The sequence below is a fragment of the Klebsiella sp. PK18 genome, assembly GCF_057784655.1.
On the sequence record NZ_CM173493.1, the window covers coordinates 2,238,619 to 2,261,310 of the forward strand.

At 55.7% G+C, this 22,692-nt stretch carries 18 protein-coding genes and 2 CRISPR repeat arrays; of the genes, 16 read left to right on the forward strand and 2 right to left on the reverse strand.

Annotated features, from left to right (window positions below; translation table 11 throughout):
- Positions 1 to 195: 195 nt before the first annotated feature.
- Positions 196 to 1,275 carry a malate/lactate/ureidoglycolate dehydrogenase gene (locus AC3EMD_RS10845; RefSeq protein WP_012967958.1) on the reverse strand — a complete coding sequence of 360 codons (1,080 nt, stop codon included), beginning with the start codon at positions 1,273 to 1,275 and terminating at the stop codon, positions 196 to 198.
- A gap of 303 nt (positions 1,276 to 1,578) precedes the next feature.
- Between AC3EMD_RS10845 and AC3EMD_RS10850 the strand changes: the two genes are divergently transcribed.
- From AC3EMD_RS10850 to AC3EMD_RS10910, 13 genes are all read left to right on the forward strand, one after another.
- The gene (locus AC3EMD_RS10850; protein WP_004203017.1) at positions 1,579 to 2,667 is read left to right on the forward strand and encodes an ABC transporter substrate-binding protein; all 1,089 of its coding nucleotides are present in this window, start codon (positions 1,579 to 1,581) and stop codon (positions 2,665 to 2,667) included.
- 74 nt (positions 2,668 to 2,741) lie between these two features.
- Positions 2,742 to 4,511 carry an ABC transporter permease gene (locus AC3EMD_RS10855; RefSeq protein ID WP_008804520.1) on the forward strand — a complete coding sequence of 590 codons (1,770 nt, stop codon included), beginning with the start codon at positions 2,742 to 2,744 and terminating at the stop codon, positions 4,509 to 4,511.
- A complete protein-coding gene (locus tag AC3EMD_RS10860) occupies positions 4,504 to 5,574 on the forward strand; it encodes an ABC transporter ATP-binding protein (protein WP_032733183.1) in 1,071 nt (356 codons plus the stop codon). Before AC3EMD_RS10855 ends, AC3EMD_RS10860 begins: the two co-directional genes overlap by 8 nt.
- Before the next feature lie 252 nt (positions 5,575 to 5,826).
- Positions 5,827 to 6,648: direct repeats of the CRISPR family, unit length 28 nt; unit sequence GTCTTCCCCACATGCGTGGGGGTGTTTC.
- Positions 6,649 to 7,060: 412 nt separating this feature from the next.
- Positions 7,061 to 9,676, forward strand: coding sequence for a CRISPR-associated helicase Cas3' (gene cas3, locus AC3EMD_RS10865; RefSeq protein ID WP_302074078.1), 2,616 nt, complete (start codon positions 7,061 to 7,063; stop codon positions 9,674 to 9,676).
- Positions 9,677 to 9,679: 3 nt separating this feature from the next.
- Positions 9,680 to 11,203, forward strand: coding sequence for a type I-E CRISPR-associated protein Cse1/CasA (gene casA / locus AC3EMD_RS10870; protein ID WP_302074079.1), 1,524 nt, complete (start codon positions 9,680 to 9,682; stop codon positions 11,201 to 11,203).
- Between the two features lie 11 nt (positions 11,204 to 11,214).
- Entirely contained in the window at positions 11,215 to 11,781 is a 567-nt protein-coding gene (casB, locus tag AC3EMD_RS10875) for a type I-E CRISPR-associated protein Cse2/CasB (protein WP_180233923.1), read from the forward strand.
- A complete protein-coding gene (cas6e, locus tag AC3EMD_RS10880) occupies positions 11,774 to 12,421 on the forward strand; it encodes a type I-E CRISPR-associated protein Cas6/Cse3/CasE (RefSeq protein WP_232756860.1) in 648 nt (215 codons plus the stop codon). The genes casB and cas6e overlap by 8 nt, the downstream gene beginning before the upstream one ends.
- Before the next feature lie 29 nt (positions 12,422 to 12,450).
- Positions 12,451 to 13,485: a type I-E CRISPR-associated protein Cas7/Cse4/CasC gene (gene cas7e / locus AC3EMD_RS10885; RefSeq protein WP_232756859.1), complete on the forward strand. Its 1,035-nt coding sequence runs from the start codon at positions 12,451 to 12,453 to the stop codon at positions 13,483 to 13,485.
- 12 nt (positions 13,486 to 13,497) lie between these two features.
- Positions 13,498 to 14,214, forward strand: a complete 717-nt coding sequence (gene cas5e / locus AC3EMD_RS10890) for a type I-E CRISPR-associated protein Cas5/CasD (protein WP_302074080.1) — start codon at positions 13,498 to 13,500, stop codon at positions 14,212 to 14,214.
- A complete protein-coding gene (gene cas1e, locus AC3EMD_RS10895) occupies positions 14,214 to 15,089 on the forward strand; it encodes a type I-E CRISPR-associated endonuclease Cas1e (RefSeq protein WP_064165836.1) in 876 nt (291 codons plus the stop codon). Before cas5e ends, cas1e begins: the two co-directional genes overlap by 1 nt.
- Positions 15,067 to 15,354: a type I-E CRISPR-associated endoribonuclease Cas2e gene (gene cas2e, locus AC3EMD_RS10900; protein ID WP_074188896.1), complete on the forward strand. Its 288-nt coding sequence runs from the start codon at positions 15,067 to 15,069 to the stop codon at positions 15,352 to 15,354. Before cas1e ends, cas2e begins: the two co-directional genes overlap by 23 nt.
- Before the next feature lie 47 nt (positions 15,355 to 15,401).
- Positions 15,402 to 15,735: direct repeats of the CRISPR family, unit length 29 nt; unit sequence GTCTTCCCCACGCATGTGGGGGTGTTTCC.
- A 296-nt stretch (positions 15,736 to 16,031) separates the two neighbouring features.
- Positions 16,032 to 17,147 (forward strand): DUF8093 domain-containing protein, encoded by a 1,116-nt coding sequence (locus tag AC3EMD_RS10905; RefSeq protein WP_302074081.1) that lies wholly within the window; start codon positions 16,032 to 16,034, stop codon positions 17,145 to 17,147.
- 10 nt (positions 17,148 to 17,157) lie between these two features.
- Positions 17,158 to 17,841: a YrhA family protein gene (locus tag AC3EMD_RS10910; protein WP_302074082.1), complete on the forward strand. Its 684-nt coding sequence runs from the start codon at positions 17,158 to 17,160 to the stop codon at positions 17,839 to 17,841.
- 60 nt (positions 17,842 to 17,901) lie between these two features.
- Here AC3EMD_RS10910 and AC3EMD_RS10915 read toward each other — a convergent pair whose 3' ends face one another.
- Entirely contained in the window at positions 17,902 to 18,273 is a 372-nt protein-coding gene (locus tag AC3EMD_RS10915; protein ID WP_064165832.1) for a VOC family protein, read from the reverse strand.
- 500 nt (positions 18,274 to 18,773) lie between these two features.
- Between AC3EMD_RS10915 and AC3EMD_RS10920 the strand changes: the two genes are divergently transcribed.
- From AC3EMD_RS10920 to AC3EMD_RS10930, 3 genes are read left to right on the forward strand one after another with little or no spacing between them, the layout of a single operon-like run.
- Complete coding sequence (locus AC3EMD_RS10920) at positions 18,774 to 19,529, forward strand: gluconate 2-dehydrogenase subunit 3 family protein (RefSeq protein WP_004175724.1); 756 nt, start codon at positions 18,774 to 18,776, stop codon at positions 19,527 to 19,529.
- Between the two features lie 2 nt (positions 19,530 to 19,531).
- Complete coding sequence (locus tag AC3EMD_RS10925; protein WP_002908285.1) at positions 19,532 to 21,316, forward strand: GMC family oxidoreductase; 1,785 nt, start codon at positions 19,532 to 19,534, stop codon at positions 21,314 to 21,316.
- Positions 21,317 to 21,326: 10 nt separating this feature from the next.
- Positions 21,327 to 22,667: a c-type cytochrome gene (locus tag AC3EMD_RS10930; RefSeq protein ID WP_302074083.1), complete on the forward strand. Its 1,341-nt coding sequence runs from the start codon at positions 21,327 to 21,329 to the stop codon at positions 22,665 to 22,667.
- Positions 22,668 to 22,692 lie beyond the last annotated feature (25 nt).

Below are 22,692 nucleotides of genomic sequence, written 5' to 3' on the forward strand. Positions count from 1 at the left end.
GACGGGCAACGATCGCGGTAACGCCTGGTCGTGATGCAGACGCAGGCCTGCTGCGCTATGCAGGTCTTGTGCCAGAATTTAATTTATTGATTTACATGTGAAAATTAAAATGGTGCGATGACGGGAACGTGACCTCGTCACTAATGACGATGACGCAGAGCGCCGACGTCAGACGCTCTGCGGGGGTAAACGTGGCTAGGCGAGAGGGCGGCACCGGTCGAAGTGCGATTCGCTCAGGCCGACGTCGCGCGCGGCGGCGCAGATAGCCTGCCAGCTGCCGGCATCCAGCGGGATCCCCTGCGCCAGCCGCGCTTCGCGGTTGGCGGCCTCCCATTCGCCGGGCGCCAGCACCGGGGCATCGGCATCGTGCGGCGACTGCTTGCACCATGCGATAAAGGCCTCCGTCTGCGCCTGGCTGTCCGGGGCATCGAACGCGTCCGGGCGCAGGATCACCGTGGTCATGCAGTTAAAGATGGCGTCGACGCTGGTCTGCAGGCTCTCCTGATGGGTGGTTTGCCCCCCGGAGAGCGCGCCGCCGAGCACTTCGCACAGCGTCGCCAGGGCATAGCCTTTGTGCTGGGCGAAGGTGAGCAGGGCGCCCAGCGGCGAGGTCTGCATCACCGCCGGGTCGGTGGTGGGTCGGCCCGCGGCGTCGATCAGGCAGCCGGGGGCCACGGCTTCGCCTTTATGCCAGGCGACGCGGGTTTTACCAAAGGCGATGGCGCTGGTGGCGTAGTCCAGCAGCAGCGGCGGATGGCCCGCGCGGGGAAACACCACGCACAGCGGGTTAGTGCCGAAGCGGCTGTCCTTCCCGCGGAACGGGGCGACCATCGGGTCGCCAATCACGCTGACGAAGTGGATGGAGATCAGCCCGGCGGCGGCGCACTGCTCGGCCCAGTAGCCGATGCGCCCGACGTGATGCGCATTGCGCAGGGCGATTGCCGCCATACCATGCTGCTTCGCCTTTTCAATGCCTAACTGCATCGCTTCGTGGGCGACCACCTGGCCGAAGCCGGCGTTGCCGTCGAGGGTGACCACGGCGCCGGCGTCTTTGGTCACCGTGGCGTGGCGGTTGAGCTGCAGAAAACCACCGGCGTGGGATTTCACGTAACTTGGGATCATCCCGACGCCGTGGGAGTCATGCCCGGCAAGATTGGCGGCGATCAGATGGTCTGCGACGAGGGTGGCTTCCCCTGAGGTACTGCCGAGATGGGTAAACAGTGAGACGACAAACTGATGCAGATCCGTCGCCAGAAAGCGGTGTCCTGTAGGCACTGATTCTCTCCTGTAGTCTGTTGTTATTTTGTTATGTTTGCCGTTTTATGCTGCGCCGCCAGGCACAGAAGGTCAAGGGCGGCATCTCCCGGCGGAATGTCACTGCGTCTGTGTCTGCGTCAGGCGACAGGCGATAAAAAACGGGGCCGGGATCGCGTTTTAATTAACGCCATAAACACCACATTTTTAAATTCTGCCAGTGTCACAAAAGCCAGAAAAAAGCCAGCCCCGGCGTTGCAAGGGGAGCTGATACCACTATATGTTAAATTTGTGTTTATTAATTGATGATTAAAGGTTGGTATCATGTATAAGAAAATAAGTGGTTTAGTGGTTTCACTGACGGCCGTTTTCGCCTGTGCCGCCTGGGCGGAGGTGCCTGCGGGCTATCCCGCGGATTATCAAAAAACGGTGGATGCCGCCGTAAAAGAGGGCAAGGTGGTTATTTATTCCACCACCGATACCAAAGCGGCCGGGCCGTTAATTAAAGGATTTGAAGCGCAATATCCGGGCGTAAAAGTCGAATATAACGACATGAACAGCACCGAGCTGTATAACCGTTATATCAGCGAGCAGGCCGCCGGGGGCGGCAGCGGGGACGTGGTGTGGAGCTCGTCGATGGATACCGCGCTGAAATTAGCTACCGAATACGCGGAACAATATGCCTCGCCGGAGGTGAAGCAATTACCCGACTGGGCGGTCTGGCAGCAGAAAGCCTATGGCACCACCTACGAGCCGGTGGTGTTTATTTATAACAAACGGCTGATCCCGCAGAATGAGGTTCCGGATTCGCATACCGCGCTGGCAAAACTGATCGCCAGCCAGGCCGATAAATTTAAAGGCAAAGTCACCACCTACGACATCGAAAAATCGGGCCTCGGCTTTATGCTGGCGGTGCAGGACAGCCAGGCCGACGCGAACTATTTTACCGACCTGGCGAATATCGCTAAAGGCGGCCTGACGGTGCAGTCTTCCACCGGCACGATGATGGAGCGCGTCTCCTCTGGCGAAAACCTGATCGGCTATAACATCCTTGGCTCCTATGCCGAAGCGCGGGCGAAAAACGATCCCTCTTTAGGCATTGCCTATCCGAAAGATTACGTGCTGGTGCTCTCCCGCGTCTCGTTTATTAGCCAGGAGAGCGAACATCCCAATGCGGCAAAATTGTGGCTCGACTATGTCTTGTCGGAAAAAGGCCAGCAGATCCTCGCCAGCCAGGCGGATATTCCCTCTATTCGTCGCGATATTGAAGGTAAAAATGATATCGATGGTATGACCGCGCTGTTGGGCAAAGCGTTAAAACCGATCCCGGTCAACGAAACGCTGCTCGATTATTTACAGCCGCAAAAACGTCTGCAGTTTATTAAACAATGGCGCAGCGCCGCCGCGAAATAATCCTCCTTCGGGGCATCGCCGATGCCCCTTATTCACACCCGGCGGGTTTTTTCTCCTGACCAAAGGGATGAACCATGAATGTATTACGCAGAAAGTGGCAGGGGCTGCCGCGCGGCGTGGTGGTGTGCATCACTGCGCTGGTGATTTATGTCCCGCTGTTATTTATTGTGGTGCAGAGTTTTCTCTCCGCGCCATTCTTTTCCCGCTCCAAATCCTGGAGCCTGGAAGCGTTCGCCTTTATTTTTACCGACCCGGATTTTTATCTGGCATTAAGGTCAGGTTTTATTCTGGCCTTTGGCCTGGTGATTATTGCCATTCCGCTGGGCGGTATTTTGGCCTTTCTGATGGTGCGCACCGATTTACCCGGCCGGCGGATCATTGAGCCGCTGATCCTGGTGCCGATCTTCGTCTCGCCGATGGTGCTGGGCTTTGGCTACGTGGTGGCCGCCGGGCCGGTAGGCTTCTTTTCCCAGTGGGCGCAGCAGCTGATCGGCTTTGTGCCGTGGAATATCTACTCGATGTTCAGCATTGTGGTCATCGCCGGCTTAACCCACGTTCCGCACGCCTATCTCTATATCTCTTCGGCGCTGCGCAGCGTCGGTTCCGACGTGGAAGAGGCGGCGCGCACCGTCGGCGCCACGCCGCTGCAGGTGATGACCTCGGTGAGTCTGCCGATGGTGCGGCCATCTATTCTTTACGCCTGCGTGCTGCTCTTCTTCCTCGGTCTGGAGGTTTTCGGTCTGATGCTGGTGCTGGGCGACCCCGAAGGCAACATGGTGCTGGCGACCTATCTCTATAAGCTGACCAACAAGCTCGGCACCCCCTCCTACCATCTGATGGCGGCGGTGGCGGTGGTGCTGATCTGCATCACCATCCCGCTGGTAATGCTCCAGCGGCGACTGATGCGCACTGCCAACCGCTTTGTCACCATGAAGGGCAAGGCGTCGCAGGCGCGGGCGCTGCCGCTGGGCAAATGGCGCTGGGTGGCCGGGGCGGTGGTGGTGGCCTGGCTGACGGTGACCATCGGCGTGCCGCTGCTCGGCGTGGCGCTGCGCGCCTTTATCTCCAACTGGGGCGTCGGGGTGTCGCTTTGGGATGAGCTGTCGCTGGCGACGTTCCACAATATCTGGCAGCAGCCCAACCTGCTGCGGGCGATCGTCAACTCGATGGCTATCGGCATCGTCGGCGGCGCGCTGGCGGTGATCTGCTATCTGTTTGTCGGTATCGCCATGCACCGCAAAGCGGACAACGTCACCCGCTTTCTTGACTACAGCGTGCTGGTCCCGCGCGCGGTCCCGGGGCTGCTGGCCGGTCTGGCCTTTCTGTGGGTGTTCCTGTTTGTGCCGATGTGGCTCGATCAGTCGCTGAAGCACGGCTGGCTCTCGGCGCTGCCGGTGGCCGACTGGCTGCGGGAGCACCTTATCGTGCAGTTGCGCGCGCTGCGCAACACCATCTTCAGCGTCTGGCTGGCCTACACCGTGGTATGGATGGCCTACGGCCTGCGGCTCATCTCTTCGACGCTGCTGCAGGTGGGCCCGGAGCTGGAGGAGGCGGCGCGCAGCACCGGCGCCTCGCGGGGGCAGATCACCCGCCACGTCACCGTCCCGCTGTCGCGCTATGGGCTGATTGGCTCCTGGCTGCTGATGTTCCTTATCTTTGAGCGTGAGTATTCCACTGGCGTCTATCTGCTGTCGCCGGGTACCGAAACCATCGGCTCGATGCTGGTGTCGCTGTGGGCGGCGGGGGCCATCGATATCGTCGCGGCGCTCTCCTTTATCAATATTCTGCTGGTGGTGATTGGCCTTGGTATCGCCCTGCGCTTTGGAGTGAAATTACATGATTGAGTTATCGGTAGAAAATCTGCATCTCACCTATGGCGACAACCCGGTGCTGAAGGGGGTGTCCATGACGCTTGGCCGGGGAGAGGTGGTGTCGCTGCTGGGGCCGTCGGGAAGCGGCAAAACCACGCTGCTGCGGGCGGTGGCCGGGCTGGAAAAACCGACGAGCGGACGGATCGCCATCGGCAACCGTACGGTGTACGACGGCACGCCGCGCAGCGAGATCCCGGCCGAAGAGCGTAACCTGGGTCTGGTCTTCCAGTCCTATGCCCTGTGGCCGCACAAAACGGTGTTCGACAACGTGGCCTATCCGCTGAAGCTGCGTAAAGTCGCCGCCGGGGAGATAAAAGAGCGGGTGCAGCGCGTACTGGATCAGCTGGGGCTGGGGCACCTCGGCAACCGCCATCCGCACCAGCTCTCCGGTGGCCAGCAGCAGCGGGTGGCCATCGGCCGGGCGCTGGTCTACAACCCGCCGGTGATCCTGCTGGATGAACCGCTCTCCAACCTTGACGCCAAACTGCGCGAAGAGGCGCGGGTGTTTCTGCGCGAGCTGATCATCAAGCTGGGCCTGTCGGCGCTGATGGTCACCCACGATCAGAATGAAGCAATGGCCATCTCCGATCGTATTCTGCTGCTGAACAATGGCGTCATTGAGCAGCAGGGGACACCGCAGGAGATGTACGGCAGCCCGGCGACGCTGTTCGCCGCCGAGTTTATGGGCAGCAATAACCGTCTGCACGGTAAGGTGACGGCGCTGGAAAACGGTCGTGCGAGGGTTGAAGGCGCCAGCTGGACGCTGTGGGGTCGAGCGGGCGAGGGGGTCAGCGTCGGCCAGCCGGCGACGGCGGTGATCCGCGTCGAGCGCCTGCGTCTCGACGGCGCAGCGCAGGATAATAGCCTCCAGCTCCCACTGCTGACCAGCATGTACCTCGGCGACCGCTGGGAGTACCTGTTCCGTACCGAAGGCGACGACTTTCCGCTGCGCGCCTACGGAACGGCGCTGCGCGATGCCGAACACTGCCATCTGACGCTCCCGGCGGAGGATGTGTGGATTTTTCCGCAGAAGTAACTACGCGAAGCCACGGAAGGCAAGCATCAGTACGTCGCGCTACGTTCTGGGTACGACAAAAGCGTTTTGCGCCTGGCTGCGGGGCGGGCAGGCCAGTAGGGTATATCGGTCCTGGTCAGCAGCAAGTCGACGGTGGTGATATGGGGACATACTTTTTCGTTTGATAAATGTTGATGCTGATGCGGAAACCCTGCGGAGTGCAATTATCGTAAATCTGGTGTTTTAATACGCCGCTAAACACAATATGCTGGTGTCTTCCCCACATGCGTGGGGGTGTTTCCAGATCACCTACGGCAATTGATGCCGGGAATGCGTCTTCCCCACATGCGTGGGGGTGTTTCCGAGAGCGGCGACAGGGTTATACGGGCGCTTGCGTCTTCCCCACATGCGTGGGGGTGTTTCCTAAGCCCAAGTCTTTCGCCAGGTCTTCAAAGCGTCTTCCCCACATGCGTGGGGGTGTTTCTTCATGGACGCTCATTTCATCCAGATTCGGGGTGTCTTCCCCACATGCGTGGGGGTGTTTCTGGCAACAATTATTAGCCCTGGCGGATGATAAAGTCTTCCCCACATGCGTGGGGGTGTTTCCGTCGTGGTCACCATCAATGGTGTGATAACACCGTCTTCCCCACATGCGTGGGGGTGTTTCTCCGGCTAAAGCTAACACAGCGAAGCTTGGCGAGTCTTCCCCATATGCGTGGGGGTGTTTCCGCTCGATGAGGTTAGTTGCCCATCGTACATTTGCCTTCCCCACATGCGTGGGGGTGTTTCTCAAACGCCGCCAGTAAGGCGATCTCCATTTCTGTCTTCCCCACATGTGTGGGGGTGTTTCTGAAGCGTAGAAAAGCAGGCAGCTTTTACCCTGGGTCTTCCCCACATGTGTGGGGGTGTTTCCAGCGAATAGGCTGCAGCGGCAACGGAGATACCGTCTTCCCCACATGCGTGGGGGTGTTTCCCTGCAGCTGGCCGTCGAGCTGACGGATGCCGGGTCTTCCCCACATGTGTGGGGGTGTTTCTTCATCACGTGTGAGCGGATTTGGCTCTATCCTGTCTTCCCCACATGCGTGGAGGTGTTTTCGCCTTTCAAGTGACGACAAGTCACGTCTGTGCGCATTTCTCAGATGGAAGGGGATTCCTGACGTAAAAGCATCAATGCCGTGACATAGTTATCCTTAATGTAGATTAATGTCTTCGAAATTTCGTTTGGCCAGCACAGTCTCATATATTTTTTATATGATTTTACTTATAAATATTCGTGAACTATGTTTGTTCTATACTTTCTTTAGGGACATCTAAATCGTTCGAGTTTCTTACTCGTCTGGAGATATTGTTCTTCATATTAATTATTTATAACTTTTTATATTATTATTTTTGGCTTTTATCTTTAATTCAGTGTGTTGTGGATATTTTTGATTTTATAAAAAGTTATTTATAAATTTCCCGGTTTTTAGTATTAATAAAGGGCACATGTTTTTTAAGGAAAAATTCCATGAGGCGCTTGACCAGGGTTTCGCTACAAAATCAACATGCCATAGCGGCGATAAGTTTTGAGAACTGCCCAGCGAAAACCCGGATGTTGAGTGATGGTCGCGTGGTGCAGGGACGCTCGGTATTGAGCCATTGTCAGATTGTCGGGGAGATTGCTCGGGCGCTTATAGCGCTGTATCCCGAGTCGATGCGAAGTCGACTCTTTCCAGCGGGAAGTGAAATGGCGGCTGCCGGTCACGATATCGGAAAGGTCAGCCCAACTTTTGCCGCCAAAATTTTTGCAGCATGTGACGTTAATGATCACCGTCTTGCTGGGTTATCGGCGGTGAACCCCGGACTCGAAACACTCTGGGGAGGACATGCAGGCGTCAGTCAGGCGACAGCGGAAAGTTTACATGCTCCGCGCTATGTTCCTGAGATCCTCGGTCAGCATCATGGTTTTAATCCAGGGCTCAACGGCAGGCGTGGCGACGCTGAAGTATTCGGCGGGCCGCTCTGGTTTGATGAGCGTAAAAAACTCGTGGATAAGCTGAAAGCGGAATTCTCCGCAGATTGGCCGACATTTGATTCAGCCGCTCAGGCTCGCGTGGTCGCCGGGTTGACCTCGGTAGCTGACTGGATTGGCTCCGGTGAGTTTTTTGAAAATCCTGAGCAAGCGTGGCAGCCTGTCATAACAGCAGCCCTTAATAACGCCGGCTTTATTAAACCCGTTATCCGTCAGGGACTATCCTTTGCTGACGTCTTTTTTCCTGACGATCCGTCGAAGAAACCACGCGAAGCGCAATCGCACTTTATTGACCAGGTTGTGGGGCCTGGTCTCTATATTCTCGAAGCGCAAATGGGAATGGGTAAAACCGAAGCCGCGCTCTATGCGGCTTATCAAATGTTGGTCCAGGAAAAAGCAACCGGCATTTATTTTGCGCTACCCACCCAGCTAACCTCGAACAAAATATACGATCGCTTTAATGCGTTTTTGCAACAGATTGTCAGTACTGAAACCCCGCGACATGCCTTACTTTTGCATTCCGGCGCCTGGTTGATGGATACCGAGATGGGGGAGGAAGGAAGCCCTGGTGGTGCGTGGTTTAACCACCGTAAACGCGGCTTATTAGCGCCGTTTGCCGTCGGTACCATCGATCAGGCGTTGATGGCGGTGATGAATGTTCAGCATGGTTTTGTCAGAGCGTATGGGCTCGCAGGCAAGGTTGTGATCCTTGATGAAGTTCATACTTACGATTTATACACTGGCACGATTCTCAATGCGTTAGTCGAATTCCTCCGTCAAATCGACTGTACAGTGATTATTCTTAGCGCCACGCTGAGTCAGACGCGTCGCGACGCATTACTGCAGCAAAGCACAACCAGTGAGGCATACCCGCTGATTACCGCGGCGCCATCAGCGGAACGGGAGCGCGGTCTGGTCGAGATTGGCGTTCCCGTCACCGAGAATACCAGCGTCATCCTCCATTCTTGTCGTAAAGATGAGTCCGCGCGGGAAGAGGCGCTGCGGCGCGCAGAGCTCGGGCAGCAGGTGTTATGGATTGAGAACACCGTTGCCGAAGCGCAACAAACGTATCTGGACTTGGCCAGCCGGGCAGTCGAGGCGGGATGTGAAACAGGACTCTTACATTCCCGATTTACGCCCCAGCAACGCAACCGGCATGAGCAACGCTGGGTCGCGCTTTACGGCCGGGCGGGTTGGCCCCAACGTAAACAGTGCGGACGCATTTTAGTCGGGACCCAGGTTCTGGAACAATCCCTCGATATAGATGCTGATTTCCTCGTCAGCCGTTTTGCGCCAACCGATATGTTGCTGCAACGTCTTGGTCGGCTGTGGCGGCATACCGATACCCCCCGCCATGCCAGCGCGAAGGCGGAATGCTGGCTATTGTCCCCCTCGCTGGAGAGTGCTTTAGCCAACCCGGGTTCTGCATTCGGCATGAGCGCGATGGTCTATTCGCCCTATGTGTTATGCCGCAGTCTGGAGGTCTGGCAAGCGATCCCGTCCCTCTCATTGCCTGGGGATATTCGCCCCCTGATCGATCAAACCTATACCGAGCGCGCTGAAGAGGGGACATGGGCCAGCCTATTGCATGAGCTGAAGAATGGCAGCCGCTTTCGTTCAGGTGAAGAGGCCCTGCAGTCGCTGGCGAAGCTCACGTTATCTACCGGCGGGAAAACGCTGCCTGAGCATAAAGCGGAGACTCGCTATAGCGATCGTGACACCCATGACCTGTTGCTGCTGCGTGGTCTGCGTACGCAAGACAGCATCACGTATATGCGCCTGCTAGATGGTGCTGAATTAACCCTTCCGCATGGGCGCCATCGTTTAAGCCGGGCGCAGTGGCGACAGCTGGCGGTGGTGCTTAATCAGCAGCTGGTGCGAGTTAGCCCGGCTTTTTGTCCGCCCACAATAGCTAAAAGTGAGCTGGAAAAATTACGCCTGCAGGAGGTGTTCTATCTTGGTCGCCCCGAAGATGACGAGGCGTTACTGCGGGTTGCGATTGTCAGCCCAGCGGATGAGTTGAAGACACTGGATGGCCGGCCCGCAGGCGATAAATACACTCTCGAATATAGTGAATATCTTGGCTTCCGGGCCATTTCCAAAAAGGAATAAACTATGGAGAACCGCTTCAATTTGATTGATGAACCCTGGATTGCGGTCGTGGATGTGGGGTTGGTCAGTTTAACCGATATTTTCAGCCAGCCGGAATTACGCGCTTTAGGGGGGAATCCGGTAGAAAAAATCGCGCTCACTAAATTGCTACTCGCCATCGCCCAGGCAGCAGCGACGCCGACAGATGATAGCGACTGGCAGCAGATGGGCTGGCAGGGAATGGCCCATTGCTGCCTGCAGTACCTTGCTAAATGGCATGACCGTTTTTATCTGTATGGCGAAAAGCCGTTCTTACAGATGCCCGCTATTCAGGCCGCGGAATGTAAGTCATTGGGCGTATTATCACCGGAGGTGAGTACCGGCAATACCACCGTTTTGACCGAAAGTCAGCAACAGCAGCAATTAACTGATGCAGACAAAGCGCTAGCTATTGTTATGCAAATGGGCTTTGGGCTCGGAGGCAAGAAAACCGATAACTCTGTGGTATTAACGCCGGGCTATCGGGGTAAACAAAACGACAAGGGAAAGCCGGGCAGTGGAAAGGCCGGGGTTTCTGTCGGGCATATGGGATTGTTACATTCGTTCTGGCTGGGCGATTCCATCGTACAGAGCGTTTGGCTCAATTTGTTTACCGCTGAGGATATTACGCAGCTGGTGATGTATCCCACGCTGGGGACCGCCCCATGGGAGCGAATGCCGACAGGGGAAGATGATGACATTGCACGCTCGTTGAAAGCGTCGTTGCTGGGCCGCCTGATCCCGATGGGTAAATTTTGTCTGTTAGCTGAGAACGGCATTCACTATAGCGATGGAATAAGCCATGCCGGCTATCTGGAAGGCAAAATCGATCCCTCGGTGTCCGTCGATTTTTCAGGAAAGAAACCGAAGGCGTTATGGGTTAATCCGGGTAAACGCCCCTGGCGCGAGCTGACATCGCTATTGCAGTTCATTGAGCAGGATTGCCCCCGGGTATTTGAAACCCGCCAGCTTAGTCTTCCTCTGCAGCGGATATCCCGTAATACGGAACAGTTTGCGCTATGGTCGGGCGGCTTACGGGTGAGTAGCAATGCGGGGGAACAGTACGCTTCAGGCACCGATGATTATGTGCAGTCAGAAATATGGTTGTCATCAGATTTAATCAATCACTCATTTTTAGAATATTTAAAATATGAAATGACGCAGCTTGAGGCTGTGCAAAAACAGCTTTGGGGCGCCGTTGTGCGTTATTTCCGTCAGCTATCAGATATTGATAAATCAGCGACAGGAAAGGCTCAACCCTTTGTGGCAAAGCAGGCCGAAAAAGCGACGGCGCTATTCTGGCAACTTTGTGAACGTCAGGCTCAGACCTTAATTAATGTTTGCTTGAATTTCGGGGAAGACCATTCCGCACGTCATCAACTACGAAAAATTTTTGCCAGGTACGCCGGGCAGGTTTTTGATCAGCTTTGTCCCGCCGACAGTGCACGTCAATTAGACGCCTGGGCGCAGGCCCGGCCTAATTTCTCCAAATACCTCACCCTCGATTAAGGAGGATCTTCATGGATCAGTTTCCTGCAGACGTTACCGCCGAAAGCGCGGCTAACGAATCGCCAGCCAAACGATTTGTCGCTTACGTGATTGAGCGTATCGCGAAAGACAATGGCTTTGCCGCCCGCCTTAAACGAGCGGATAACCCGGCGACCGAGTATCAGAGCTGGGAAATCCTGGCGGGGTTTGGCATTGACCTGGAAAAAGAGTGGCAACGCCTGCCGTACTGCGTCATTGGCGCCGCGCTGGCCAAGGCGAAACCGGCCAGCAATGGTACAACCACTCTGGGGGCCGCCATTGCGGGTTGTTATCCTGATGGCAATCAGTCTGAACAGGCGAAAGCTCGCCTGCGGCGGTTGTTGGCCTGTACATCGACGAGCGAAGCGTGCCGTATTTTGCGCCCGCTGTTGGCATTAATGGCCAGCCGTAGTGTGACACCGGATTTCGCCGGGCTACTCAATGAACTGCAGTGGTTCTCTGGCAGCAGTCGCGAACGGATCCGCGCCCGCTGGGCGCAAGAATTCTATCGTCGTGCCGATGAGACAGCCGGGAATGAGGTGAGGAATCCACATGACTGAACTCTTTGCGAGTGCTTTACATCTTGATCGCGCCGCGGTGAAAGCCCTGAAAATCAGCGATGCCTACTCCCTGCACCGGGTGGTGTACAGCCTGTTTGCTGATGCGCGCACAGACCAGGAGAAGTGCAGTCATATGTCGAGCGGGATTGCCTATGCCGACCAGGGCGGGGATTTTCATGGCCGCAAAGTATTGATCGTCTCTGACAGGCCTCCGGCTGTAAAGGTCGATGGGCTGTATGGTGAGGTTATCAGTAAATCGATTCCGGCTGCCTTTCTCTCCCACTCGCGTTATCGCTTTCAGGTACAGGTGAATCCGGTACGGAAAGATAAGCAAACGGGTAAACGCGTCGCGGTGAAAGGTCGGGCTGATATTGCGCAGTGGTTCATTCAGCGCGCCGCCAGCCGCTGGGGCTTTGAAGTGGATGCGCGGAGCCTGCAGGTTGACGCGGTGGAAGTGCTGCAATTTAAAGATAAAGCCGGCCGCCAGGTAACGCTTGGCAAGGCGACGGTGCAGGGGCTGCTCACCGTCACCGACCGACAGAAGTTCCAGCATAGTTTTCATCATGGCATTGGCAAAGGGCGAGCCTTTGGCTGCGGCCTGCTGCAGATTGTGCCCGTTGTTGATGCGCTTTTTTCCTGATGGTTAAACAATTTATTAAGGATAATCTTATGACTACCCCGTTCAGAAACACCCGTATTGAGTTTCATATTTTGCAGTCTTTCCCGGTGACCTGCCTTAACCGCGATGACGTGGGGGCTCCCAAGTCCGCTATCGTCGGTGGTGTGTCGCGCGCCAGAGTGTCATCGCAGTGCTGGAAGCGCCAGGTTCGTCTGGCGCTGCCAGATTTTGGTATTCGTCTCGGGGTGCGTAGTAAAAAAATTGCTTCATTGCTGGCCAATGCCTGTCGCACAGTAGGGGCGAGCGAAGAACAGGCCACTCACTGCGGTGAGGCGATGGCCGCTTTTTTCTCCGACGATACCCTGTTGTTTCTCAGCGAGGCTGAGGCTGCCGCATTTGCCGCTTATGCGCAGGAAAAAGATTTTGACGCCGAGAGCCTGAAAGACAAAGAACTGGTCAAAGTCGCCAAAAAGGTGGTTAACAATACCCTGGATGCCCTGGATATTGCGCTTTTCGGCCGTATGGTGGCCAAAGCGGCGGATATGAACGTTGAGGCGGCGGCATCGTTCGCGCATGCCATTTCCACCCATAAAGTGAGTAATGAGGTCGAGTTTTTTACCGCCGTGGATGACTGTAAAACGGAGGATGAAAGCGGTTCGGCACATATGGGCAGCCTGGAGTTTAATTCGGCGACCTACTATCGCTATGTCAGCCTGGATCTCGGGCAACTGGCGCAGACGTTGGGTGAGGACGCCGATATAAAAACCGCCGTCGCTGCTTTTGTTAAGGCACTCTATGTCGCCGTCCCCTCAGCCCGACAGACAACGCAGTCCGGAGCCTGCCCGTGGGAATATGCTCGCGTGTTACTGCGTAAAGGTCAGGGTCTGCAGGCTTCATTCGAGCAGCCCGTTAAGAGTCAGGGGGAAGGCTTCTTATCCCCCAGTAAATCGGCGCTCAAAGACTGGTTGCATACAAAAGAAAAACTCTCTGGCTCCTTGTTCGGCAAACAAGGCGATTACGAGTGGGGCGAGGATCTTGACTACAGCATTGACCGCCTGATCGCTGACTTGCAGTCACATCTGTAATGGACGGTGAAGATGAGCCAAACTACGCACTATATGCTGCTGTGGCTTGAAGGGCCGCTGCAGTCCTGGGGATTCGATTCAAAGTTCGGAGTACGCGATACGCTGAATTTCCCGACCCGCTCGGGCATTCTGGGGCTGATTTGCTGTGCACGAGGCGCCGCGGGGCCAGAGGTCGAGTGGCTGGCGGAGATGAATAACCTGCCGATGGAGGTTCGCGCCTACGCCCGAACCGACAAGCAGGGCCAGCCGCTCCTGCGCGAGCCGACATTGTGCGACTTCCAGATGGTGGGCAGCGGTTACGACGACAGCGATCCGTGGCAAAGCCTGCTGATCCCTAAAACAACCGATGGAAAGAAAGCCGTAGGTGGTGGAACTAAAATGACCTACCGCTACTACCTCCAGGATGCCGTTTTCGCCGTGGTGATGACGCTTGGCAGTAAGCAGGCTGAGTTATTGCCGGAGGCTTTGCAAAATCCGGTATGGGATTTGTATCTGGGGCGCAAGAGCTGTGTACCTACTGAGCTTATCTACCAGGGTATCTTTGACAGCGCAGAATCGGCCTGGCAGCAGGCACAGAAGTTAGCCGATAGCAAGCAGCGAGCATTGAGCTATACGGTCATTGAAGGGGAAGGGGATGGCGATGTCATCACGCTAAATGATGTCCCGCTGCAGTTTGGTCGACATAAGCGTTACCGGGATCGCCAGGTGACTGTGCTGGAGTTAGGCTAATGGCCCAGGGGGAGAGGCTGTTTGTCAAAGTTACCCGCGAACTCCTGCCTCAGGTAAAAGATAAGTATCCTTTTCTCTACCTTGAGCGCGGGCGGCTGGAGATCGATGACAGCAGTGTTAAATGGGTTGATGCGGATGGCAACGTGGTGCCTCTCCCGGTGGCGACCATCAACACGCTGCTGCTTGGCCCCGGGACAACTGTGACTCATGAGGCGATCAAAACCGCAACCGCGGCTAACTGCGCGGTGTGCTGGGTGGGCGAGGATAGTCTGCTGTTTTATGCCGCCGGTTTTTTGCCTACTGCAGATACCCGCAATCTTAAAGCTCAGATGGCGCTGGCCTGCGATGCGTCGTCTGCCCTCAAGGTTGCCCGAGGGATGTTTGCTAAACGCTTTCCGGATGCCGATCTGGAGGGTAAAAGTTTAAACAGCATGATGGGCATGGAGGGGAGTCGGGTTCGCGCATTGTATCAGCAAAAAGCGCAGGAGTATGGCGTCGGCTGGAAAGGGCGTCAGTTTACACCAGGCAAGTTTGAACTGAGTGACCTGACAAACCAGGTACTGACATCCACCAACGCCGCCCTGTATGGCATTTTATGCTCGGTTGTGCATGCGATGGGCTACTCGCCGCATATCGGCTTTATCCATTCAGGTAGCCCTTTACCGTTTGTCTATGATCTGGCCGACCTTTACAAAGAACGGCTCTGTATTGATTTGGCATTTTCACTCTCGAGGGAAATGGCGGGCCGCTACGATAAACACAAAGTCTCTGAGGCATTCAGAAAGCGAGTGATAGCCCTGGATTTGCTCAACCTGATTGCGGCCGATATTAATGAGCTGATGGGAGGAAAAGGTGCTCGTCGTACTGGCAAATGATCTGCCGCCAGCGGTCCGTGGACGAATGAAGCTGTGGTTTGTCGAACCCCGGCCAAATGTTTTCGTCTCAGGCGTCAAAGATTCGGTCGCGCAAACCGTTGTTGATTATTTGATTCAGTACACGCCTGTGGAATCAGGCCTGATGCTGTTTCGCAGTATTCCTCAACCGCCTGGCTATGAAATTCGCTACAAGGGTGAGGTCAGGAAGCCGATTATTGATATTAGTGGGTTACAGCTGATTATTGAAACCCTAAAACTGTCGTAATACGTGGATATAGTGGTTAAATTCTCGCTCTTTCACAATATGTTGGTGTCTTCCCCACGCACGTGGGGGTGTTTCCAGGTTGAAGCGATCTATGGCCCTGTGCATTCCGTCTTCCCCACGCACGTGGGGGTGTTTCTAGCGTCATTGCGTAAACGGCTGGCGCGTGCGGGTCTTCCCCACGCATGTGGGGGTGTTTCCATTTACGGCCAGTGCCGCGTCTTTCCTGACCTGTCTTCCCCACGCATGTGGGGGTGTTTCCATCGATACGGGCGGCTATACCTCATCCACAGGGTCTTCCCCACGCATGTGGGGGTGTTTCCTGGATGCTCTGCTCTCGATAGTAGCGGACGCGGTCTTCCCCACGCATGTGGGGGTGTTTCCGGGGCTCACCTGCGTAGTTGTTGGCCGTCAGCGTCTTCCCCGCGCATGTGGGGTGTTTCCATGATTACCTCGTATCAGAGCGGCCGCTATCTGTCTTCCCCACGCATGTGGGGTTTAGCACTAAGCGGAATACTCGTATTAGAATAAATATTTTATAGCCAGCGCAACTAAAATAATTTTTAGCTAATGAAACTGTCGTTTGGGAGAGGTAGGAATATTTTATTGCGATAGAGAAGGGAACTGTTTAAAACAATAATGGCGAATGATTATTATAAAATGAAGGATAGGGAATTCATATGTTTCGACTTTACCAGCCACATGATTTAATACGCCAATTAAATCCTGAAGACTTTCAATATATTTTGACACCAGCAGGTTCGCTAAGAGAAGCGTGTATACATTACGACCTCTCCTGTGAGGCGAATGGTCACAGCCTCGCTTTTGGCCTACCGAAGGAAATATACAATTCATCTCCACATAAAAGGCCATATGAACGAAGGCAACGTAGCTATGCAGATCCTATCTACGATGAGGTAGAGCACAGGCTACAAATTGGCTGGCTTGTTGGTGTGGATATCTCCAGGTGTTGGAGCAGTGACAGAAATCCATTTTACATCGACGACAATGGCGATTTAATTTTTACCCCTACTACTTCGTTATACCATGCGTGGTTTAAGGACGAAATTATGAACGCCTACAGGCACACGATTGCCGATCGCCAAGGAAGGAGGCCAGCTCCCACTCAGCGTATACAACACAATTATAATGGCTCAAGAATCGCACCAGCGTCAAAGACACTAAACAGCAAGACCATTGGCCGACTGCTAGCCGCTGGCGGTGTATATAATGGCAACATTGAAGGATTCCATGAAACAGCGTTGCAACTAGGTGGTGATGCGCCTGCAGGTTACGACCAGATTATGGACAATAAAGGATTACTCGTTGCTGGAGCCTCTTTCGCGGCAGGATTAACAATGGGTAGATTGAATCCTTTAAGTGAGTTAGATGAGTTATCGAGTCTCAGTAAAATACCAGCCTTTGAAAGCCCGTATGTAAAGGGCTTCATCTCTGAGAACGGTACGTTAGTGAATGCTGAACACGCCGTTATCGATCCGAAAAAACTCGCGACGTACGCTTTAGATTCAACACATCCTACAGGCGGTCATAAGGCTCGGGTGTTTGAGTCTGCCCTGGGGTACAACCCAACGAATGCGGATGTCTTAGCAGCACGAATTCAGAAGGGCGTATTATCGGCCCCAGCAAAGATATTGCAGACAAACAACTACGGTCAAACAATGGCTGTAGATATGCCAATTTTAGGCGTCAATGGTGAAACGGCGGTCATCCGTACAGGCTGGATGTATGAAACAGATGCGCTCGTTCCTCGCCTGACAACTATTTACGTTAAATAGGGAAATAAACATGAAAAGAGCCGAATTAGACGTTGTGGTTTTAGGTGAGGATTTACCGAATGAAGGGCTGGTAAAAGGAACGCTTGGTACGATTGTTATGGTTTTTAATGCGCCAACAACTGGCTATCTGGTCGAGTTTTGCGACGAGAAAGGAAAAACAATCGCAATGCCAGTTTTATTCCCCGCCCAGCTAAAGCGCTATTTCACGATTGTTAACCTGAAGTCTCTGATGGTTGAAGGTAATTATCCCGTAGCCGACCCTGTAGACTCAGACGTCATGGCAGATTTAATGCACAAAGTCGCGCCTGCTGAATGGGAGGACAAGAAAAGAAGGGTCTATGAGGATATTCAACGACTGTTGATTAGTCGGCCGGACTACGCGGATATGTTCAATATTATGGATGGGGGTGAGTACAATGGCATGACATTGTACAGCCTGGTGCAGGCAGAGAACGGTGAACCTGCATGGTCGAATATCTTTGTTCGAAACTTTGATACGCGTATTAACGAAATCTATGTCGATCCGAACCTCAATGACAAAGTAGTGATTGGTGAAGAGGGCATGTCCGTGATTGTCTACAGCTTCACAGATGACCGTTTCGAAATCCGCGATAAAGTCTCCTCGGATTATGTCATTGAGTCACATACCCACTTCACCGGACTGTTGTCCGCCCTCATTGAGTCGGTCAGCTGAATCCGAGACATCCATACCTTCAGCGTTTCCCACGGACGTGGGAATTTTTTTCCGCTCGGCTTACCCCGCCAGATGGCACACGGCTTCAATATTGTGCCCGTCTGGCGCAATCACAAAGGCGGCGTAGTAACTGGCGTGGTAGTTTGGCCGTACCCCCGGCGCGCCGTTGTCCTTTCCTCCGGCGGCCAGCGCCGCCTGCCAGAAGGCATCGACCTGCTCGCGGCTGTCGGCGCGAAAGGCAATGTGCAGCGGCGCTGGTTTTTCCGCACTTTGATAGAGGCATAGAGAAACATCGCCGCTGCCGGCCAGCTCTGCGCCGTAGGTCGGCTCGCCTTCGCCAACCAGCGTTACGCCAAGCGGGGCCAGGGCCTGTAAAAAGAACGTTTTGCTGGCGGCATAGTCGCTAGCGCCGAATTTCACATGATCGAACATATCTTCTCTTCTCCTGTGGATGGGGATCGCCAGCTGAACGCGTTAGCCGGGAAATAGATGCAAAATAGTTAACAACGGTTATTAACTTTTTTAACAGCTCAAAATGTTTAATTATTCCTAATACGAGTATTTACAGACGTTTAATCTGCCATGTACCATAAACAAAAAATAACATTTGTGATACAAGTCACTCTTTTATGGCGCATGGGTAAGCTCAGCGCGGTGTGAATGCCGCTGGTTTACCGCCTCAAGGTTATGGCAGCACCCTTCTCACGATGACATTCCGGTGAATTTCTCTCCGATTTCCCGCGTTTCGTTGAGAATCGTCTACTATCCAAACGATAACCCTATAAATGATATCGCCTCTGGCGATGTTTTATCCGACTTGCCGGGCCGGGCCAGACGCTAAGCGGTTTGAAAGCGCAATGGTATCGGTTCCAGCACGACATTCACTGGGTTTGTCTGCGACAAAAACAGTAATTTTCAATGACAGGAATGTGATGATGTCGAGCGAGAAAACCAACAATTCCAGGCGTGATTTCCTGGTGAAATCGATGGCGCTGATCCCGACGGTGGTGATCGGCGGCGCGGGAGCAGGGGCCATTGGCGTGGCCACCAGCGCGACCGCGCAGGCGGCCCCCGCGTCTGAGCCTGCTTCCGGGAACACGGCGGCGGCCAGCGACTGGAAGCCGCAGTTCTTCAACGATCGTGAGTGGGCGTTTATCAACGCCGCCGTCGCTCGCTTAATCCCGGCGGATGAACTCGGTCCCGGCGCCAAAGAGGCCGGCGTCCCGGAGTTTATCGACCGCCAGCTCAATACCCCCTACGCCACCGGCTCCATCTGGTATATGCAGGGGCCCTTTAACCCCGACGTGCCGAAAGAGATGGGTTATCAGCTGCCGCTGGTGCCTAAACAGATCTATAACCTCGGGATCGCTGATGCCGAGGCGTGGTGCCAGGACAAATATCATAAAACCTTCGCTGAACTGAGCAGCGAGCAGCAGGACGAGGCGCTCGGCCTGTGGGAATCCGGCAAAGCCGAGTTCAAACAGCTGCCGGCCTCGCTGTTCTTCACCTATCTGCTACAGAACACCCGCGAAGGGTTCTTCAGCGACCCGATCCATGGCGGCAATAAAGGCATGGTCGGCTGGACGCTGATTAATTTTCCCGGCGCGCGCGCCGACTTTATGGACTGGGTTGAACGGGGCGAACGCTACCCCTTCCCGCCGGTATCAATTAATGGGGAGAGGGCGTAATTATGGCCACCGTATTGAAAAAAACCGATGTCGCGATCGTCGGCTTCGGCTGGGTTGGGGCAATCATGGCCAAAGAGCTGACCGAAGCCGGGCTCAACGTCGTCGCGCTGGAGCGCGGCCCGATGCGCGACACCTGGCCGGATGGCGCCTATCCGCAGGTGATTGATGAGCTGACCTACAACATCCGCCGCAAGCTGTTCCAGGATCTGTCGAAAAGCACTGTCACCATCCGGCATAACACCAGCCAGCAGGCGGTGCCGTATCGCCAGCTGGCGGCCTTCCTGCCGGGTACCGGCGTGGGCGGTGCAGGGCTGCACTGGTCCGGCGTCCATTTCCGCGTCGATCCCATCGAACTGCGGATGCGCAGCCACTATGAAGAACGCTACGGCAAAAACTTCATTCCCCAGGATATGATCATCCAGGATTTCGGTGTCACCTACGACGAGCTGGAACCGTTCTTCGATAAAGCGGAAAAAGTGTTCGGCACCTCCGGGACCGCCTGGTCGATCAAAGGCAAGGTGGTCGGCAAAGGCCGCGGCGGCAACGCCTTCGCCCCGGACCGCTCAGACGACTTCCCGCTGCCGGCGCAGAAAAACACCTGGTCGGCGCAGCTGTTTGAAAAAGCGGCGCTGGAAGTGGGGTATCACCCCTATAACCTGCCGTCGGCCAACACTTCCGACTCCTATACCAACCCCTACGGCGCGCAGATGGGCCCGTGCAACTTCTGCGGTTTCTGCAGCGGCTACGCCTGCTACATGTACTCCAAAGCCTCGCCGAACGTGAACATCCTGCCGGCGCTGCGCCAGGAAAAACGCTTTGAGCTGCGGACCAACGCCAACGTGCTGAAGGTCAACCTGACCGACGACAAATCCCGCGCCACCGGCGTGACCTACGTCGACGGCCAGGGGCGCGAAATGGAACAGCCGGCGGACCTGGTGATTATCGGCGCCTTCCAGTTCCACAACGTGCACCTGATGCTGCTCTCCGGGATCGGCAAACCGTACAATCCGGAGACCGGCGAAGGGGTGGTGGGGCGTAACTTCGCCTACCAGAACATGACCACCATCAAGGCCATTTTCGACAAAGACACCTATACCAACCCGTTTATCGGCGCGGGCGGCAACGGCGTCGGGGTCGACGACTTCAACGCCGACAACTTCGACCACGGCGCGGCGGGCTTTGTGGGCGGTTCGCCATTCTGGGTCAACCAGGCCGGGACCAAGCCCATCTCCGGTTTCCCGGTACCGCCGGGCACCCCGGCGTGGGGCAGCAAGTGGAAAGCGGCGGTTGCCGATACCTACACCCATCACCTGTCGATGGATGCCCACGGCGCGCACCAGTCCTATCGGCAGAACTACCTCGATCTTGATCCGAACTACAAAAACGTCTTCGGCCAGCCGCTGCTGCGCATGACCTTCGACTGGCAGGAAAACGACATCAAGATGGCGCAGTTTATGTTCGATAAGATGGCGCCGATCGCCAAAGCGATGAAGCCGAAATATATCCTCGGCAGCCCGAAAAACGCCAACAGCCACTTTGATACCACCACCTACCAGACCACCCATATGAACGGCGGGGCGGTAATGGGGGAAGATCCGAAAACCAGCGCCGTGAACCGTTATCTGCAAAGCTGGGACGTGCATAACGTCTTCGTCATCGGCGCCTCCGCGTTCCCGCAGGGGCTGGGCTACAACCCAACCGGCACGGTGGCCGCGCTGGCCTACTGGTCAGCGAAGGCGATCCGCGAGCAGTATCTGAAAAATCCGGGACCCCTGGTGCAGGCATAAAGGAAGGCAGATGATGAAAATGCAATGGTTATCGGCCCTGGTGCTTGGGGCATTGAGCTGCGCGGCTTTTGCCGAAGAGGCGCCTGCGGACAGCAATCTGATTAAGCAGGGGGAGTATCTGGCGCGGGCGGGGGACTGTGTCGCCTGCCACACCAACGGCAAAGCGGGGAAACCTTTCGCCGGCGGTTTGCCGATGGAGACGCCGATCGGCACCATCTACTCCACCAATATCACGCCGGATAAAGAACACGGCATCGGCGGGTACACCTTCGAAGAGTTCGACGACGCGGTGCGCAAGGGCGTGCGGAAAGACGGTTCCACGCTCTATCCGGCGATGCCGTATCCCTCGTTCGCGCGGATCAGTGAAGCGGACATGCGCGCCATGTACGCCTACTTTATGCATGGCGTGGAACCGGTGAATGCCGCCAACAAGGACACCGACATCCCGTGGCCGCTGTCGATGCGCTGGCCGCTGGCGTTCTGGCGCGGCATCTTCGCCCCGACGCCGAGCGACTTTGTCGCCAACCCGCAGGTTGACCCGGTGCTGGAGCGCGGCCGCTATCTGGTGGAAGGCCTGGGCCACTGCGGTGCCTGCCATACCCCGCGCAGTCTGACGATGCAGGAAAAAGCGCTCAGCGAAAGCGAAGGCGATGATTACCTGGCGGGCAGCAATGCGCCGATTGACGGCTGGGTCGCCTCCAGCCTGCGCGGCGAAAACCGCGACGGTCTGGGGACCTGGAGCGAGGCTGAGCTGGCCGAGTTCCTGAAAACCGGACGCAACGATAAATCGGTGGTCTTCGGCGGCATGAGCGATGTGGTGGAGCACAGTCTGCAGTATCTTTCTGATGACGACATCACCGCCATCGCCCGCTATCTGAAGTCGCTCCCGCCGCGCGGCGGCAAACAGACCCCAGCCCCGGTGGAAGACAGCGTGGCGAAAGATCTGTGGAAGGGTAACGACAGTAAAATCGGCGCCGCGCTGTACGTTGATAACTGCGCCGCCTGCCACCGCACCGACGGCGCGGGCTATAAACGCGCCTTCCCGTCGCTGAAGGGCAACCCGGTGGTACAGACCGAAGATGCCACTTCGCTTATCCATATCGTTCTGACCGGGAGCACCACGCCGGCGGTGAAAGATGCGGTCTCCAACCTGACCATGCCGTCGTTCGGCTGGCGTCTGGACGACCAGCAGGTGGCGGATGTGGTCAACTTCATCCGCACCAGTTGGGGCAACAATGCGCCGGCGGTCAGCGCCAGCGATGTGGCGAAGGTGCGTAAGGAGACCGCAGCGCAAGATGAGAAGGCGTTAGGCAACGCCGATATCTCGAAGCTGCCGGGGGCCGGACAGTAATCGTCAGGGTTGCGTCGCCCGCGCG

Coding starts and splice junctions, on each gene's coding strand:
- cas6e (WP_232756860.1), top strand. CDS start 11,774: ATGACTGAACTCTTTGCGAGTGCTTTACATCTTGATCGCGCCGCGGTG.
- cas5e (WP_302074080.1), top strand. CDS start 13,498: ATGAGCCAAACTACGCACTATATGCTGCTGTGGCTTGAAGGGCCGCTG.
- cas7e (WP_232756859.1), top strand. CDS start 12,451: ATGACTACCCCGTTCAGAAACACCCGTATTGAGTTTCATATTTTGCAG.
- casB (WP_180233923.1), top strand. CDS start 11,215: ATGGATCAGTTTCCTGCAGACGTTACCGCCGAAAGCGCGGCTAACGAA.
- casA (WP_302074079.1), top strand. CDS start 9,680: ATGGAGAACCGCTTCAATTTGATTGATGAACCCTGGATTGCGGTCGTG.
- cas1e (WP_064165836.1), top strand. CDS start 14,214: ATGGCCCAGGGGGAGAGGCTGTTTGTCAAAGTTACCCGCGAACTCCTG.
- AC3EMD_RS10925 (WP_002908285.1), top strand. CDS start 19,532: ATGGCCACCGTATTGAAAAAAACCGATGTCGCGATCGTCGGCTTCGGC.
- AC3EMD_RS10905 (WP_302074081.1), top strand. CDS start 16,032: ATGTTTCGACTTTACCAGCCACATGATTTAATACGCCAATTAAATCCT.
- AC3EMD_RS10850 (WP_004203017.1), top strand. CDS start 1,579: ATGTATAAGAAAATAAGTGGTTTAGTGGTTTCACTGACGGCCGTTTTC.
- AC3EMD_RS10930 (WP_302074083.1), top strand. CDS start 21,327: ATGATGAAAATGCAATGGTTATCGGCCCTGGTGCTTGGGGCATTGAGC.
- AC3EMD_RS10920 (WP_004175724.1), top strand. CDS start 18,774: ATGATGTCGAGCGAGAAAACCAACAATTCCAGGCGTGATTTCCTGGTG.
- AC3EMD_RS10855 (WP_008804520.1), top strand. CDS start 2,742: ATGAATGTATTACGCAGAAAGTGGCAGGGGCTGCCGCGCGGCGTGGTG.
- AC3EMD_RS10860 (WP_032733183.1), top strand. CDS start 4,504: ATGATTGAGTTATCGGTAGAAAATCTGCATCTCACCTATGGCGACAAC.
- cas3 (WP_302074078.1), top strand. CDS start 7,061: ATGAGGCGCTTGACCAGGGTTTCGCTACAAAATCAACATGCCATAGCG.
- AC3EMD_RS10915 (WP_064165832.1), bottom strand. CDS start 18,273: ATGTTCGATCATGTGAAATTCGGCGCTAGCGACTATGCCGCCAGCAAA.
- AC3EMD_RS10910 (WP_302074082.1), top strand. CDS start 17,158: ATGAAAAGAGCCGAATTAGACGTTGTGGTTTTAGGTGAGGATTTACCG.